Below are 15,764 nucleotides of genomic sequence, written 5' to 3' on the forward strand. Positions count from 1 at the left end.
CTCGCTTATATAAGACCGAGTTGGTCGAGTTGCTGGTGGGCTTCAAGCGGGTCGTTGGCAAGCGTCAATCCGGCAATTTCGGTGGTAGTAATGGCCAGTTCCGTGCTGTGGATACGGACACAGGTTCCGGCAAGCACAATCGGGCAGTTGATCCAGGCCAATAGTTTGGGCAATAGCTGGGTGTTCAGGGCTTGGCTTGAGTAGAGCACTACCGCACGGGCTTTCAGGCGTTCAACAGCCAGCCCAAGCTCACCTGCGGGTACTGGCGTGTCGAAGACTTCAACCGGGCAATGGCTGCTGCTGACCAGCAGGGCGGTCAGCCATAGAGCGGCTTCGAAGGGTTGGGACGACTGGTTGATCAACAGAACGGGGGCGCCGCTTACTGAGCGATTATTGTGGTAAACCCGCGCCCCCAGTTTGCTGCGTAACCAGGAGTTAAAGAACGCGCGCTCCAGCTGCGTGCCGAACTGGCCCTGCCAGCGTTGTTCCAGCTCGCGGATCAGGGGGATTAATAGCTGTTTGCAGAGCGTGCGGGCAGGGTAGAGCGACATCACCTGATTCACATTGTCATCGAGCTTGCGCTCGGACAGTTCGCTGATTGCCCGCGTCAGGGCTTGCCGCCACGCCTGCCAGTCATTATCAGCAGGCTCGTGGAAGGCGGGCGCAGAGTCCAGTAACGGTTTCACCTGACTCACTGATACACCGCGGTTAAGCCAGGTCAGGATGTGCTTTATGCGCAGAATCTGGTCGGGCGAAAACAGGCGGTGGCCTTTGGCCGTGCGGTGCGGAACGATCAAGCCATAGCGGCGCTCCCACGCGCGCAGGGTCACGGCATTCACGCCGGTTATGCGGGCCACTTCGCGGATCGGCCGCCAGCCTTCAGCGAGTGCCTGGCTGTAGTCGTTGTCGGGAATATTCGTCATGGGGCGGTCATCACTCATGGTCAGATCGCATTACGCAGGCTGAGATTTTCAGGGTGCGGTTGCAGATAAACCTGACGCGCAATATAGGGATCCGGGTGCAGGCGAAAGTGATGTTTGAGCAGCGTAAGCGGAACGACCAGCGGCACAATGCCGTTGAGGTATTGCACGATCAATTGCTGCATTTCTTGCTTGTCTTCGCGGCTGATGGATTGCTTGAGGTAGCCGCTAATGTGTTGCAGCACATTGGTATGAGTGCGCCGGGTCGCGCATTTTTTCAGCGCCTTCATCAGTTCGCTGAAGTACTGCGCTGCAATGGCTTGAGGGGGCGCTTTCCCCATGCTGCCCAGTAGGTTGCCCAATGTTTTGTATTGCACGGGATGGTGGGCCATCAGCAGGTATTTGTAGCGCGCATGAAACTCGGTCAGTGAGCGGCGGGTGAGGCCCGCTTTGAGCAGGTCTTGCCACGCACTGTAGGCGTATACCCGGGTAAGAAAGTTTTCACGCAGGATGGGGTCGTTCAAGCGGCCGTCTTCTTCGACCGGTAAATCGGGATGCGCGGCGCAAAAGGCCTGTGCATAAATGCCTCGCCCGCTCAACTCTGCCGGTCTGCCGCCATCCTGGTACACCTTCACCCGCTCAAGCCCGCAGGAAGGCGACTTTTGCATAAAGATGTAGCCGCAAATATCAGTGTGCGTGGCCGCCATGCTCACGCCGTAGTCATGCAGTGCGTGAGTCACATCCAGCGTGCTGTCGACGCTGCCTACTGCTTGGGGCATGGTCGGGTCGCCGACAAGACGGATCGGTTGGCGCGGAATGCCCAGACCAATCGCGACTTCAGGGCACAGGGGCACAAAATCGAAATGTTCACTCAAGGCCTGACTGCACAGCCGCGACTCTTTATGGCCGCCGTTAAAGCGAACTTCCGCTCCCAGCAAGCAAGCGCTGATGGCGATTTTTGGCTTGCAACGCGTTGAGGTGTCGTTGGCCATGTCATGAACCTCCAAGAATTTCTTGTACATCTTTTGTAAGATGTACAACTTGAGTTCATCATAGGCTTGGCGTTGTACAAGTACAAATTACTTGTACAACTATTTGTGAGATTGCGGGGTTCGCAGGGGGGAGGGGCGTCTATTATTTCCAGCCCATTGTCCAGGTCTGCATGTCCTGCAGACGTTGCCAGGGCATGCGCTGAGTGCGTTGGGTCAGCACCGCTTGCAACTCGATATCGAGCACGGTGCCTTCCTCATCACAAAACACGTCGGTGACCAGAAAGTGTTTTTCGCGGTGTTCAGGGGTGGCTGCTGTCCACTTGGACAGCAGCAGTTTGCGAGGGTTGATGCGGTTCACTGCAAACGCTCGATAACCCGGCGGGCAGCTTCCTGTCCACTCAGCCATGCGCCTTCGACCCGCCCGGACAGGCACCAGTCGCCACAGGCATAGAGGCCCAGATCGGAGTCTGCCAGAACACCCCACTCATGGGCTCCCGCAGGACGTGCATACAGCCAGCGGTGCGCCAAGGTAAAGATCGGTGCAGGAACGGTGATATGCATCAGTTCGGCAAATGCACCATGCAAATGTTCGATGACGGCTTCTTTGGGCATATCGATGTGTTCTTTGCTCCACGCGCTGGTTGCGTGCAGAACCCAAGTGTCCGGTTTGCTGTCACGCCCGGGTTTGCTGCTGTTGCGAGCCACCCAGTCGAGTGGACTGTCTTGTACAAAACAACCATCGATGACCGTGTCCAATGCCGTTTCAAAGGCGAGAACCACGGCCCAGGTCGGGTCCATTTTTACGCCGGCGGCAGCACTGGCAAGTTTGGGTGCAGTGGCGAGCAGGGCCGTTGCCTGCGGTGCCGGGGTCGCCACGATCACATGACTGAACGGGCCGTGGTCATTGCCTTCGGCATCTTGCAGGTGCCAGTGTTTTTCACCGCGAATCAGCTCGGTAATCCGGCACATGAAGCTCGCGGTCAAATGGCCTAACAAGCCCCGGGTAATTGCACTCATGCGCGGGTTGCCGACCCAGCGTGTTTGCTCGTCGGGTGATGGGGTCAATTGACCATCTGTGTGATTGTTGTACAGATGCGGCTTCCATTCGCTGGCCCAGCCTTCGGAGTGCCAGCGATTAACTTCTGAAACAAAGCGCGGGTTGCGGGCAGTGAAGTATTGAGCCCCCAGATCCAGTGAGCCGGCGTCGCTGCGCTTGCTGGACATCCGTCCGCCACTGCCCCGACTTTTGTCAAACAAGTGCACCGTGAGCCCGGCATCGTGAAGTTTGCGTGCTGCTGAAAGCCCGGCAATGCCGGCCCCGATAATTGCGATAGGTACAGTCATAGTGGCCTCGATCCAGTTTGCACAGACTACTGCCTCGTTAATTCCTGTACAAATTATTTTATTAGTATAGGTTTTAGTGCGCCTGTCGGGTCAGTCTGGCCTATTCTTCTTTCAGGTCAGAGGCCCTGAGGATTGGGCTTTCTTTAAAAATAGACCAGTGCATCCGATAAAACTTACAGCGAGGATCACCTCATGCACATTTTGCTGACCGGCGGTACAGGCTTGATCGGTCGCCAGCTTTGCCGGCATTGGCTGGCCAAAGGCTATCGCCTGAGTGTATTGAGTCGGCGCCCTGAGCGTGTGAGGGAATTGTGTGGTGAGGGAGTCAGGGGTGTTGCCGTTCTTGAAGAGCTGGGTCAAGAACCGTTGGATGCGGTCATTAACTTGGCTGGTGCGCCGATAGCGGATCGCCCGTGGACTCGTAAGCGTAAGTCCGTGCTGTGGAGCAGTCGAATTACCCTGACTGAAACACTCGTGGCCTGGCTTGAAAGCCGCGAACAGAAGCCTTCGGTATTGGTCTCCGGATCGGCAGTGGGGTGGTACGGCGATGGTGGCGAGCGCGAACTGACGGAGGAATCGCCTCCGGTCAATGACGACTTCGCCAGCCATCTGTGTATCGCCTGGGAAGAGACAGCGCAGCGTGCTCAGGCATTGGGCATACGTGTGGTGTTGGTGCGCACGGGTCTGGTACTGGCTGCTGAAGGTGGCTTTTTGTCACGTTTGTTGCTGCCCTTCAAGCTGGCGCTGGGCGGCTCGATAGGCAATGGGCGGCAATGGATGCCGTGGATTCATATCAAAGACCAAATAGCCCTGATTGATTTTCTTGTGCATGAGAATGCCGCGACCGGCCCATATAATGCCTGCGCGCCGCACCCTGTACGTAATGCCGAATTTGCCAAAACCTTGGGTCAAGTGTTGCATCGCCCGGCATTTTTACCATTGCCCGCGTTTGTGCTGCGGGTCGGTTTGGGTGAGTTGTCACTGTTGTTGTTGGGTGGTCAGCGGGCGACACCGGCCCGATTGCTGGCCACCGGGTTCATTTTTCAGTTCACTGATTTACGTGCGGCGCTGGATGATTTGTCCGCCCGCCTCTGAAATAGGATGTTGCATGACCGAGCACGCGCTTTTGCTGGTTAACCTGGGTTCGCCGGCCTCTACTTCGGTAGCGGATGTACGCAGCTACTTGAACCAGTTTTTGATGGACCCGTACGTCATTGACGTGCCGTGGCCCTTGAGGCGTTTGATTGTGTCGCTGATCCTGATCAAGCGTCCCGAGCAGTCAGCCCATGCCTATGCGTCCATCTGGTGGGACGAAGGATCACCGCTTGTAGTCCTTAGTCGGCGCTTGCAGCAGGCTATGACCAAGGAGTGGAAACAGGGGCCGGTGGAATTGGCCATGCGCTATGGCGAGCCTTCCATCGAAACGGTGTTGACCCGTTTGGCGGCTCAAGGGATTAAAAAGGTCACGCTTGCGCCGCTTTATCCACAGTTCGCCGACAGTACGGTGACTACGGTGATTGAAGAAGCCAAGCGGGTGGTCAAAACCAAAAAGCTGGCGGTGCAGTTTTCAATTGTGCAGCCGTTTTATGATCAGCCTGAATACCTGGATGCCTTGGTGGAGAGTGCCAGGCCGCACCTTGAGCAGGATTACGATCACCTGCTGCTGAGTTTTCATGGTTTGCCCGAGCGGCACTTGCATAAGCTCGACCCCACCGGCAATCACTGCCTGAAGAGTGAGGACTGCTGCCAGTATGCGTCGCCTGCGGTCATGGCTACGTGCTACAGGGCGCAGTGCCTGCGAACGGCGCAAGCTTTTGCGCAGCGCATGGGCTTGGCTGAGGGGCAATGGTCAGTCGCGTTCCAGTCGCGTTTGGGCCGTGCGAAGTGGATCGAACCTTATACCGAGGCACGTCTGGATGAGTTGGCCAAGCAAGGTGTGAAGAAGGTATTGGTGATGTGCCCGGCGTTTGTGGCCGATTGCATTGAAACCCTGGAAGAGATTGGCGATCGTGGGCGCGAGCAGTTTATTGAGGCGGGGGGTGAAGAGTTGGTGCTTGTGCCGTGTCTCAATGACAACCCTGAGTGGGCCAAGGCGCTGAATACATTATGTGAACGGGCGCCGATGGCGCTCTAAAGGTCAAAAGCCCCTCACCCTAACCCTCTCCCAGAGGGAGAGGGGACTAACAGTCCAAGGCAGGGTGAGGGTCAAGCCGATTTAGATAATCGGCTCATCACCTTTTTTCTTTTTCCAACTGTCATTACCCGGCAGTATCAGGTTCAGCGCGATCGCCACGATGGCGCACAACGCGATGCCTTTAAGACCGAAGTCTTCCGGGCCCATCCCCGTGCCGATCAGCACGCCGCCAATACCAAACACCAGAGTCACCGACACAATCACCAGATTGCGCGCTTCACTGAGGTCGACTTGATGGCGAATCAGGGTGTTCATGCCCACGGCTGCAATCGAACCGAACAACAGGCACAGAATCCCGCCCATCACCGGCACCGGAATGCTTTGCAGCAATGCGCCGAACTTACCGATAAAGGCCAGGCTGATAGCGAAGATCGCTGCCCAGGTCATGATTTTCGGGTTGTAGTTCTTGGTCAGCATCACTGCGCCCGTCACTTCGGCGTAGGTGGTGTTGGGTGGGCCGCCGAGCAATCCCGCTGCGGTGGTGGCAATGCCGTCACCAAACAACGTGCGATGCAGGCCCGGATTTTTCAGGTAGTCGCGGCCAGTCACGCTGCCCACGGCTATCACGCCACCAATGTGTTCAATGGCCGGGGCCAACGCCACGGGCACGATAAACAGAATTGCTTGCCAGTTGAACTCGGGAGCCGTGAAGTGCGGCAAGGCGAACCAAGGGGCTGCCGCGATCTTGGCGGTGTCGACGACGCCGAAGTAGAACGCCATGCCAAAACCGACCAGAACGCCCGCAATGATGGGTACCAGACGGAAAATCCCTTTGCCGAATACCGCCACGATCAAGGTGGTCAATAAGGCTGGCATCGAGATCAGCATGGCGGTTTGGTAATGGATCAGTTCGGTGCCATCTTCCGCACGGCCCATGGCCATGTGCGCAGCAATCGGTGCCATCGCCAGGCCGATCGAGATGATGACCGGGCCAATCACCACGGGTGGCAGAAGGCGGTCAATAAAACCGGTGCCTTTGAGTTTCACTGCAAACCCGAGAAAGGTGTACACGAAACCGGCTGCCATGACGCCGCCCATCGTCGCTGCCAGGCCAAATTGGCCTTTGGCGAGAATGATCGGGGTGATAAACGCAAAACTCGACGCCAGAAAGACCGGCACCTGGCGCCGGGTCACGATCTGGAACAGCAGAGTCCCGAGACCCGCCGTGAACAGCGCAACGTTAGGGTCGAGGCCTGTAATCAGAGGCATCAACACCAACGCGCCAAAGGCCACGAAGAGCATCTGCGCACCAGAAATAATCTGGCGCCAGAGCGGGTCATTGAACTCGTCCTGCATGTTATGCGTCCTTTTGCTTGGTGCCGAAGATCTTGTCGCCGGCATCACCCAAGCCCGGAATGATGTAGCCATGATCGTCAAGGCGCTCATCAATGGACGCGGTGTAGATGGTTACATCAGGGTGTGCTGCTTCAACCGCTGCAATACCTTCTGGCGCGGCAACCAGCACCATGGCGCGGATTTCTTTACAGCCGGCTTTCTTCAACAGGTCAATGGTGGCAACCATCGACGAACCGGTGGCCAGCATCGGGTCAATGATCATCGCCAGACGCTCATCGATTTCCGGTACCAGTTTTTCCAGGTAAGTGTGGGCTTGCAGGGTTTCTTCGTTGCGGGCAACGCCTACAGCACTTACTTTGGCACCCGGGATCAGGCTCAGAACACCTTCCAGCATGCCGATACCGGCGCGCAGGATAGGTACGACGGTAATTTTCTTACCGGCAATTTTTTCAACCATAACTTTGCCGCTCCACCCTGCAATTTCGTAGGATTCGAGCGTCAGATCTTTAGTGGCTTCGTAAGTCAGCAGCGCGCCGACTTCCTGTGCGAGCTCACGGAAGTTCTTCGTGCTAATGTCAGCGCGGCGCATCAAGCCGAGTTTGTGGCGGATCAGCGGATGGCGGATCTCAAGAGTGGGCATAGGGAAAGACTCCGGGGGGCAGGCAAAAAAACCGGCCTAGATTAATCTAATCCGAGGTTATGTCCTACAGACATTAGTGCACGTTAGTCCATAAATGCTTGATCTGAGCCATGCGGATGCGTACCTTTGCCCGCTTTTCTTGCACAACCCCCCCTGGAGAGCGTCATGTCTGCTGATCTCGAGCATATCCGTCAAGTCATGCGAGAGGCTGACTGCCTGTACACCGAAGCTGAAGTCGAGGCGTCTATCGCCCGTGTCGGCGCGCAAATCACAGCCGAAATGGCTGAGACCAATCCAGTGGTGTTCTGTGTGATGAACGGCGGCCTGATTTTTGCTGGCAAGCTGCTCACCCACCTGAAATTCCCGCTTGAATCGTCTTACCTGCACGCCACGCGCTATCGCAACCAAACCAGCGGCGGTGACCTGTTCTGGAAAGCCAAGCCGGAAGTGTCCTTTATGGACCGTCACGTGCTGATTATCGATGACATTCTCGACGAGGGTCACACCCTTAGCGCGATTGTGGATTTCTGCAAGCACGCGGGTGCCCGTCAAGTTCATACTGCCGTGCTGATTGATAAAGAGCATGACCGCAAAGCGAGCCCTGGCCTGAAAGCCGATTACGCGGGGTTGCCGTGCATTGACCGTTACATCTTTGGTTATGGCATGGATTACAAAGGTTACTGGCGTAACGCTGCCGGCATTTACGCGGTTAAAGGTTTGTAAACAAGGACGTTTTTCCTATGGTTAGCCCACGCTTTCTTGATAAATCGCTGTTTGACGATCTGGCCGAGAAAGCTGCCGGTAACCCTCGCGGTCGCCAGCATCACAACCTTCATCAGATGCAGGAGTCTTGTCATCGCATGGTGGTAGGGCTGCAACCGTCAACCTATGTGCCACCGCATCGCCATTTGAGCAGCGAGAAGGCTGAAACCTTGTTGGTGCTCAGGGGCACACTGGGGGTGCTGATCTTCGATGAAGACGGTCAGGTACTCGACAAGCGCGTGTTGCAAGCGGGCGGTAATAGCCTTGGGGTTGATCTGCCGCCAGGTGTGTTTCATGCCTTGGTGGTACTGGAGCCGGACAGCTTGATGTTTGAATGCAAAGCCGGGCCCTATCAACCCGTGGGCGACGGTGAGCTGGCCCACTGGGCACCTCGTGAGGGGGAGCCAGGTGTGGCTGAGTATCAGGCCTGGATGCGTGCGCAGTTCGTGTGACCTGTCTTAACCTTTGCCCAAAAAGCTGGTATACCGTTAGCTTGCTTACGTCCTAGAGCGTGCTGACATGCTGGCCATTTTCCTTCAGACGCTCTCTATTACCGCCCCCGTATTTGCCATGTTGTTTTTAGGCGTGGCGCTCAAGCGTGTGGGCTGGATCAATGACAACTTTATCCATACTGCGTCGGCTCTGGTGTTTAACGTCACCATGCCGGCGTTGTTGTTTCTGGGTATTTTGCACGCTGACCTCAGGGCTGCGATGCAGCCCAAAGTGCTCGGTTACTTCACGCTGGCAACGCTGATCAGCTTTGCATTGGCATGGGGTTGGGCGATTTGGCGGTGCCCGCGTGAAGACCGTGGCATCTACACACAAGGTGCGTTTCGCGGTAATAACGGGGTTATCGGGTTGGCGCTGGCGGCCAGCATGTACGGTGACTACGGCATTTCGCTGGGAGCGGTGCTCGCCGGTCTGGTGATTTTGCTCTTCAACACCTTGTCGACCATTGTGCTGGCGGTTTACAGCCCGGTGATCAAGTCTGACCCGTGGAGCATTTGCAAAAGTGTGGTCAAGAACCCGCTGATCATCAGTGTGTTGGCGGCTGTACCCTTTGCGGCCTTTAAAATTGGCCTGCCCGGCTGGTTGCAGGCCTCTGGGGAATACCTGGCCGCAATGACCTTGCCGCTGGCGCTGATCTGTATTGGCGGCACGCTGTCGCTGGCCAGCTTGCGCAAAAGCGGCAAGGTAGCGGTGAGTGCCAGTCTGGTCAAAATGGTCAGTTTGCCGTTGCTGGCTACTTTGGGCGCTTGGCTGTGTGGTTTTCGCGGGGCTGAACTGGGGACGTTGTTTTTATACTTCGCCAGCCCGACTGCCGCCGCCAGTTATGTCATGGCGCGGGCGGCCAATGGCAATCATGAATTGGCCGCGGCGATTATCGTGATCACCACCTTGATGGCGGCAATCACCACCAACATCGGGATTTTTGTGTTGCAGTGGGGTGGCTGGATTTAACACCATGCTTCAGTGCTGCCGACGCCATGCTTGCACGGCGCTCAACAGCACAAACACCAGCAATGCCGGCAGGATATAAAAGAACATCAGGTGTTCGAGCTTGCTTGCCAGCGGCATGCCGGTAGTGAATGACACCACGTGCAGACCATATGCCAGATACAACCCCAGAAACAGCAAACCCTCCAACCGTGTGATGCGATAGCCGCTATAGAACACGGGCAAGCACAGTACCGCGACCCCGAGCATGACTGGCAGGTCGAAGGCCAGTGCATTAGGCGAAACGGATAACGGTGAGGGTGCCAGCAGGGCGGTGAGCCCAAGCACCCCCAGCAGGTTGAATACGTTGCTGCCAATCACGTTGCCGACGGCTATTTCACGCTGGCCGCGAAACGCGGCGATCAAGGAGGTCGCCAATTCGGGCAGTGAGGTGCTGACGGCGACAATGGTCAGGCCGATGATGCGTTCGGACAAGCCGAGCTCTGAGGCCACCTCCAGTGCCGCCCCCAACAGCAGGTGGCCGGCAATCCCCAGGAGCAGCAACGCGCAACCCATCAGCGAGAGCGTGCGTAGCCATGACGTCGGTGGGCGATCGTGATGGGGGTGATGATGGCCGCTGTGGCGCGATTGGTGCAGCAGCAGGAGCAGGTAGATCAGCAGGCCGCCCAGTAGCAAGACCCCGTCCAGACGGTCGAGCTGATGGTTCAGGGCCAGCGTGAAGACCATGGCGCTGGCGAGGATCATTAACGGGATGTCGATTCGCACCAGTTGGCGCGATACCCGCAGCGGAATGATCAGGGCCGAGAGGCCAAGGGTGACAAGGATGTTGAAAATGTTACTGCCAATGACACTGCCGACGGCAATGTCTGCCGTGTCGTTGAATGCCGCTTGCAGGCTGACCGTCATTTGGGGCGCGCTGCTGCCCATCGCGACAACGGTCAAGCCGATGAGTAGCGGGCGAACCTTCAATTTAGCGGCGATGTGCTCGGCGCAGCGCACCAGCAGTTGCGCTCCGGCGATCAACAGCACAAGGCCGCCGAGCAATTGCAGCAAGCTCCACGCAGATAATGCGTTCAACCCGAAAATACCCACCCCCTCGATTAATCGCTCAAGCCCTGCACGCGGACTTTAGCAGTGCCGCTGCGCAGCATATCCAACTGTTGAGCGGCCTGACGAGACAGATCAATGATTCGCCCTCGTGTATGCGGGCCGCGATCATTGATGCGGACCACAACAGACTTGTCGTTGCTGAGGTTGGTCACCAGTACCCGGCTGCCAAATTGCAGGCTGGGGTGGGCGGCGGTGAGACCGTGCTGGTTGAAGGGTTCACCGCTGGCAGTGCGTTTGCCGTGATGGCGAGCGCCGTAATAAGAGGCCATGCCTGTCTTGTCATAACCGCGAGGGTCAATGTCATGGCTGGCACAGCCGGCGAGCAAGCTGAGCAGGGCGCAGGCGCCGAGTAGCTGCTTCATGGGGAATCCTTATATTGCTATGAAAAATGCCACCCGTAGCAGCTGCCGCAGGCTGCGTTCGGCGGCGAAGCCGTCGTAAACCAGAAGTGTTCAATTCAAACTTTGAACCGCGGTTCCTGATTTACGATCGCTTCGCAATCGGACGCAGCCTGCGGCAGCTGCTACGGGTTTCGCATTGCTTTAGCCTTCGAGTTTGCTTTTCAGCAGTTCGTTGACCTGTTGCGGGTTGGCTTTGCCTTTGGACGCTTTCATGGCCTGACCGACGAAGAAGCCGAACATCTTGCCGCGCTTGGCTTCGTCTGCCGCACGGTATTGCTCGACTTGTTCTGCGTTGGCCGCCAGTACTTCATCCAGCACTTTTTCAATCGCGCCGCTGTCTGTCACTTGCTTGAGGCCGCGTTTTTCGATGATCTCGTCAGCGCTGCCTTCGCCGTTAGCCATTGCTTCAAGCACCACTTTGGCAATCTTGCCGGAGATGGTGTTGTCCTTGATGCGTTGCAACATGCCGCCCAGTTGTTCGGCAGTGACTGGCGACTGATCAATGTCCAGGCCTTGCTTGTTGAGCAGGCTGCCCAACTCAACCATGACCCAGTTGGCCGCCAGTTTGGCGTCGCCACTGATGCTGACGACTTTTTCGAAGTAGTCCGCTTGTTCACGGCTTGATGCCAGTACGCTTGAGTCGTAAGCCGACAGCCCGAACTGCGACTGGAAGCGCTCGCGCTTTTGCGGTGGCAATTCTGGCAGGGTGGCGCGCACGTCTTCGATAAACGAATCTTCGATCACCACCGGCAGCAGGTCAGGATCGGGGAAGTAACGGTAGTCGTTAGCTTCTTCCTTGCTGCGCATGGCGCGGGTTTCATCTTTGTTCGGGTCATACAGGCGGGTTTGCTGGATGACCTTGCCACCGTCTTCGATCAGTTCGATCTGGCGCTGAACTTCGCTGTTGATGGCCTTTTCGATGAAGCGGAACGAGTTGACGTTCTTGATCTCGCAACGAGTACCGAATTCGGCCTGACCCACCGGGCGAATCGACACGTTGCAGTCGCAACGTAACGAACCTTCGGCCATGTTGCCATCGCAGATGCCCAGGTAGCGAACGAGCGCGTGCATGGCTTTGACGTAAGCCACGGCCTCTTTGGCGCTGCGCATGTCCGGTTCGGAAACGATTTCGAGCAACGGCGTGCCGGCCCGGTTCAGGTCGATGCCGGTAGCGCCGCTGAAATCTTCGTGCAGGCTTTTACCCGCGTCTTCTTCCAGGTGGGCACGGGTGATGCCGACACGTTTAACGGTGCCGTCTTCCAGTGTGATGTCCAGATGGCCTTTGCCGACGATAGGCAGTTCCATCTGACTGATCTGGTAGCCCTTGGGCAAATCCGGGTAGAAGTAGTTCTTGCGGGCAAACACGCTGTGCTGACCGATTTCGGCATCAACCGCCAGGCCGAACATCACGGCCATGCGCACGGCTTCTTCGTTGAGCACCGGTAAAACCCCTGGCATGCCCAGGTCAACCAGGCTGGCCTGAGTGTTCGGCTCAGAGCCGAACGTGGTGGCGCTACCGGAGAAAATCTTCGATTGGGTGGCGAGCTGGGAGTGAATTTCCAGCCCGATCACAACTTCCCATTGCATATGTTTCTCCTCAGAAGCCGGCAGGTGAGCGCGTGTGCCAGTCAGTATTCAACTGATACTGGTGGGCGACATTGAGCAAGCGACCTTCCTGAAAGTAGGGTGCCAGCAACTGCACGCCCACAGGCAACCCGTCAACAAAACCGGCTGGCATCGACAGGCCTGGCAGGCCCGCGAGGTTAGCGGTGATGGTGTACACGTCTTCCAGATAGGCAGAAACCGGGTCGCTGTTTTTAGCGCCGATTTTCCAGGCCGGGTTAGGCGTGGTTGGGCCGAGGATGATGTCGACTTCATTGAAAGCGGTCATGAAGTCGTTTTTGATCAGGCGACGGATTTTTTGAGCTTGCAGGTAGTAAGCGTCGTAGTAGCCGGCGGACAGAGCATAAGCTCCCACCAGAATCCGGCGCTGCACTTCAGGGCCAAAGCCTTCGGCGCGCGAACGCTTGTACAGGTCAGTGAGGTCTTTAGGATCTTCGCAACGATGACCGAAGCGCACGCCGTCAAAACGCGACAGGTTAGAGGATGCTTCAGCCGGCGCGATCACGTAGTACGCAGGGATTGCGTGCTGCATGTTAGGCAGGCTGATGGTCTTGATCACGGCACCGAGCTTTTCAAGTTCTTTGACGCTGGTGTGGATCAGTTCGGCAATACGAGGGTCAAGACCTTCGCTGAAGTACTCTTTAGGCACGCCGATGCGCAGGCCTTGCAGCGAACCGTTGAGGGTGGCGCTGTAGTCCGGCACGGGCTCATCGATGCTGGTGGAGTCTTGCGGGTCGAAGCCAGCCATGCCTTGTAACAAAATAGCGCAGTCTTCAGCGGTGCGCGCCAAAGGGCCGCCCTGATCAAGGCTGGACGCGTAGGCAATCATGCCCCAGCGTGAAACGCGACCGTAAGTCGGTTTCAGGCCGGTGAGGTTGGTCAGCGCTGCCGGCTGTCGGATAGAACCGCCGGTGTCGGTGCCGGTTGCCGCGGGCAACAGGCGGGCAGCAACGGCGGCTGCCGAGCCCCCCGACGAACCACCGGGCACGTGCTCAAGGTTCCACGGGTTTTTGACCGCGCCGTAGTAGCTCGATTCGTTGGCCGAACCCATGGCGAACTCGTCCATGTTGGTCTTGCCAAGGGTCACAGCACCGGCAGCTGCCAGCTTGGACACCACGGTGGCGTCATACGGGGCTTTGAAGTTGTCGAGCATCTTCGAGCCGCAACTGGTGCGCACGCCCAGGGTGCAGAACAGGTCTTTATGACCAATGGGCGCGCCCAGCAGAGCGCCGGTTTCACCGTTGGCGCGACGTGCGTCGGCGGCCTTGGCCTGCTCTAGGGCGAGGTCTTCGGTGAGGGTGATAAAACTGTTGAGCTGAGGATCGAGCTGAGCGATACGCGCCAGCAGGGTCTTGGTCAGCTCTTCGGAAGAAAACTTTTTATCGGCGAGTCCGCGAGCGATCTCGGCCAGAGTCAATTGATGCATGCAGGCTCTTTCCTTTTACTCGATGACTTTAGGAACCAGGTAGAGGCCTTTTTCGACCGCCGGTGCGATGGACTGGTACGCCTCGCGATGATTAGTCTCAGTCACGACGTCTGCACGCAGGCGCTGGCTGGCTTCCAGGGGGTGAGCCAGAGGCTCGATACCCGTGGTATCGACAGCCTGCATCTGGTCAATTAGCCCCAAAATGCTGTTAAGAGCTTCGGTGGTGCGTGGAATATCGGCATCATTGAGACCCAGACGGGCCAAATGAGCGATTTTTTCCACGTCGGAGCGTTCAAGCGCCATGGGATTCTCCAGTGGAAAACAAGACGGATGCTATCCGTGTGTTAGATTGTCGGAACACTACCGCATTTCTACGGTCTAATGGCCGCGATTGTGGGGGCTGGTGCTCTGAAAAGCTGCCAATTTAACATATTGGCGCCTTGCCCAAAATCCCTGTCGTTGTTAGAGTTTGCCGCACTTTTTTACCCACGCGTTGCCTAGGGTCCCTTTCCCATGTTCAAGAAACTGCGTGGCATGTTTTCCAGCGATCTTTCCATTGACCTGGGCACTGCCAACACCCTTATTTACGTGCGTGAGCGCGGTATTGTCCTGAATGAGCCATCGGTTGTGGCTATTCGGACGCACGGTAACCAGAAAAGTGTCGTTGCCGTTGGCACCGAGGCTAAGCGTATGCTTGGCCGTACACCGGGCAACATTGCTGCCATTCGTCCGATGAAGGACGGCGTGATCGCTGATTTCAGCGTTTGCGAAAAGATGCTGCAGTATTTCATCAACAAAGTGCACGAAAACAGTTTTCTGCAACCAAGCCCTCGGGTTCTGATTTGTGTGCCATGCAAATCGACTCAGGTCGAACGTCGCGCTATTCGTGAATCGGCACTGGGTGCCGGTGCCCGCGAAGTGTTTCTGATCGAAGAGCCAATGGCAGCCGCCATCGGTGCCGGCTTGCCGGTTGAAGAAGCACGCGGTTCGATGGTCGTCGATATCGGTGGCGGGACCACTGAAATTGCCTTGATCTCCCTGAACGGTGTGGTTTACGCCGAGTCAGTGCGGGTTGGTGGCGACCGCTTCGACGAAGCGATCATTACCTATGTGCGCCGTAACTACGGCAGCCTGATCGGTGAATCGACCGCTGAGCGTATCAAGCAGGAAATCGGTACAGCTTATCCGGGTGGTGAAGTGCGTGAAGTCGACGTGCGCGGCCGTAACCTGGCAGAAGGCGTACCCCGAGCGTTCACCCTGAACTCCAACGAAGTGCTTGAGGCTCTGCAAGAGTCGCTGGCAACCATCGTTCAGGCCGTGAAAAGCGCTCTGGAGCAATCGCCGCCAGAGTTGGCTTCGGACATCGCCGAGCGTGGTTTGGTACTGACCGGTGGTGGCGCCCTGTTGCGTGACCTCGACAAGTTGCTGGCCCAGGAAACCGGTCTGCCGGTGATCGTCGCCGAAGACCCGCTGACCTGCGTTGCTCGTGGTGGTGGCCGTGCACTGGAAATGATGGACAAACACACGATGGACCTGCTTTCCAGCGAATAAGATCGTCTGGTGCAGTTCTACGGTTATCACCAAAAGGTAGCACTTTG

Annotated in this window: 17 protein-coding genes; 6 read left to right on the top strand and 11 right to left on the bottom strand. The window is 57.1% G+C overall.

Annotated features, from left to right (window positions below):
* Positions 1–5: 5 nt before the first annotated feature.
* From EQV93_RS18480 to EQV93_RS18495, 4 genes are all read right to left on the bottom strand, one after another.
* Positions 6–941, bottom strand: coding sequence for a MerR family transcriptional regulator (locus tag EQV93_RS18480; protein WP_240892143.1), 936 nt, complete (start codon positions 939–941; stop codon positions 6–8).
* Between the two features lie 2 nt (positions 942–943).
* Positions 944–1,912, bottom strand: a complete 969-nt coding sequence (locus EQV93_RS18485) for a DUF523 and DUF1722 domain-containing protein (protein WP_122786489.1) — start codon at positions 1,910–1,912, stop codon at positions 944–946.
* A gap of 142 nt (positions 1,913–2,054) precedes the next feature.
* Positions 2,055–2,270, bottom strand: a complete 216-nt coding sequence (locus EQV93_RS18490; RefSeq protein WP_122786365.1) for a TIGR02450 family Trp-rich protein — start codon at positions 2,268–2,270, stop codon at positions 2,055–2,057.
* Entirely contained in the window at positions 2,267–3,256 is a 990-nt protein-coding gene (locus EQV93_RS18495) for an NAD(P)/FAD-dependent oxidoreductase (RefSeq protein ID WP_122786366.1), read from the bottom strand. Before EQV93_RS18495 ends, EQV93_RS18490 begins: the two co-directional genes overlap by 4 nt.
* Before the next feature lie 192 nt (positions 3,257–3,448).
* On the opposite strand from EQV93_RS18495, the gene EQV93_RS18500 reads away from it, so the two are divergent.
* Both EQV93_RS18500 and hemH read left to right on the top strand, forming a co-directional pair.
* The gene (locus tag EQV93_RS18500) at positions 3,449–4,351 is read left to right on the top strand and encodes a TIGR01777 family oxidoreductase (RefSeq protein WP_240892144.1); all 903 of its coding nucleotides are present in this window, start codon (positions 3,449–3,451) and stop codon (positions 4,349–4,351) included.
* Positions 4,352–4,364: 13 nt separating this feature from the next.
* Positions 4,365–5,390, top strand: a complete 1,026-nt coding sequence (gene hemH, locus EQV93_RS18505) for a ferrochelatase (protein WP_122786368.1) — start codon at positions 4,365–4,367, stop codon at positions 5,388–5,390.
* 81 nt (positions 5,391–5,471) lie between these two features.
* Here the strand turns inward: hemH and EQV93_RS18510 are convergent, their stop codons facing one another.
* Together EQV93_RS18510 and upp are read right to left on the bottom strand one after the other, a co-directional pair.
* Positions 5,472–6,746, bottom strand: a complete 1,275-nt coding sequence (locus tag EQV93_RS18510) for a uracil-xanthine permease family protein (RefSeq protein ID WP_122786369.1) — start codon at positions 6,744–6,746, stop codon at positions 5,472–5,474.
* A gap of 1 nt (position 6,747) precedes the next feature.
* Entirely contained in the window at positions 6,748–7,386 is a 639-nt protein-coding gene (gene upp, locus EQV93_RS18515) for a uracil phosphoribosyltransferase (protein WP_122786370.1), read from the bottom strand.
* 165 nt (positions 7,387–7,551) lie between these two features.
* Here upp and EQV93_RS18520 point away from each other — a divergent pair, with 165 nt between their 5' ends.
* The 3 genes from EQV93_RS18520 to EQV93_RS18530 all read left to right on the top strand — a co-directional run bounded on the left by EQV93_RS18520 (position 7,552) and on the right by EQV93_RS18530 (position 9,609).
* Positions 7,552–8,109, top strand: a complete 558-nt coding sequence (locus EQV93_RS18520; RefSeq protein ID WP_122786371.1) for a hypoxanthine-guanine phosphoribosyltransferase — start codon at positions 7,552–7,554, stop codon at positions 8,107–8,109.
* Positions 8,110–8,126: 17 nt separating this feature from the next.
* A complete protein-coding gene (locus EQV93_RS18525; protein ID WP_122786372.1) occupies positions 8,127–8,600 on the top strand; it encodes a WbuC family cupin fold metalloprotein in 474 nt (157 codons plus the stop codon).
* A gap of 67 nt (positions 8,601–8,667) precedes the next feature.
* Positions 8,668–9,609 (top strand): AEC family transporter, encoded by a 942-nt coding sequence (locus EQV93_RS18530; RefSeq protein WP_240892145.1) that lies wholly within the window; start codon positions 8,668–8,670, stop codon positions 9,607–9,609.
* Positions 9,610–9,618: 9 nt separating this feature from the next.
* Here EQV93_RS18530 and EQV93_RS18535 read toward each other — a convergent pair whose 3' ends face one another.
* The 5 genes from EQV93_RS18535 to gatC form a co-directional block, all read right to left on the bottom strand.
* Positions 9,619–10,659, bottom strand: a complete 1,041-nt coding sequence (locus EQV93_RS18535; protein WP_122786490.1) for a calcium/sodium antiporter — start codon at positions 10,657–10,659, stop codon at positions 9,619–9,621.
* A gap of 47 nt (positions 10,660–10,706) precedes the next feature.
* Positions 10,707–11,078, bottom strand: coding sequence for a septal ring lytic transglycosylase RlpA family protein (locus tag EQV93_RS18540; RefSeq protein ID WP_122786374.1), 372 nt, complete (start codon positions 11,076–11,078; stop codon positions 10,707–10,709).
* A 180-nt stretch (positions 11,079–11,258) separates the two neighbouring features.
* Positions 11,259–12,704 (bottom strand): Asp-tRNA(Asn)/Glu-tRNA(Gln) amidotransferase subunit GatB, encoded by a 1,446-nt coding sequence (gene gatB, locus EQV93_RS18545; RefSeq protein ID WP_122786375.1) that lies wholly within the window; start codon positions 12,702–12,704, stop codon positions 11,259–11,261.
* A gap of 10 nt (positions 12,705–12,714) precedes the next feature.
* Positions 12,715–14,166 (bottom strand): Asp-tRNA(Asn)/Glu-tRNA(Gln) amidotransferase subunit GatA, encoded by a 1,452-nt coding sequence (gene gatA / locus EQV93_RS18550; protein ID WP_146385444.1) that lies wholly within the window; start codon positions 14,164–14,166, stop codon positions 12,715–12,717.
* Between the two features lie 15 nt (positions 14,167–14,181).
* On the bottom strand, positions 14,182–14,469 hold the full coding sequence (gene gatC / locus EQV93_RS18555; RefSeq protein ID WP_122786377.1) for an Asp-tRNA(Asn)/Glu-tRNA(Gln) amidotransferase subunit GatC: 288 nt from the start codon (positions 14,467–14,469) through the stop codon (positions 14,182–14,184).
* A gap of 210 nt (positions 14,470–14,679) precedes the next feature.
* Between gatC and mreB the strand changes: the two genes are divergently transcribed.
* Entirely contained in the window at positions 14,680–15,717 is a 1,038-nt protein-coding gene (gene mreB, locus EQV93_RS18560) for a rod shape-determining protein MreB (RefSeq protein WP_002555108.1), read from the top strand.
* Positions 15,718–15,764 lie beyond the last annotated feature (47 nt).

It is taken from the genome of Pseudomonas sp. TMW22091 (assembly GCF_022496705.1).
Lineage (GTDB): Bacteria > Pseudomonadota > Gammaproteobacteria > Pseudomonadales > Pseudomonadaceae > Aquipseudomonas > Aquipseudomonas saxonica.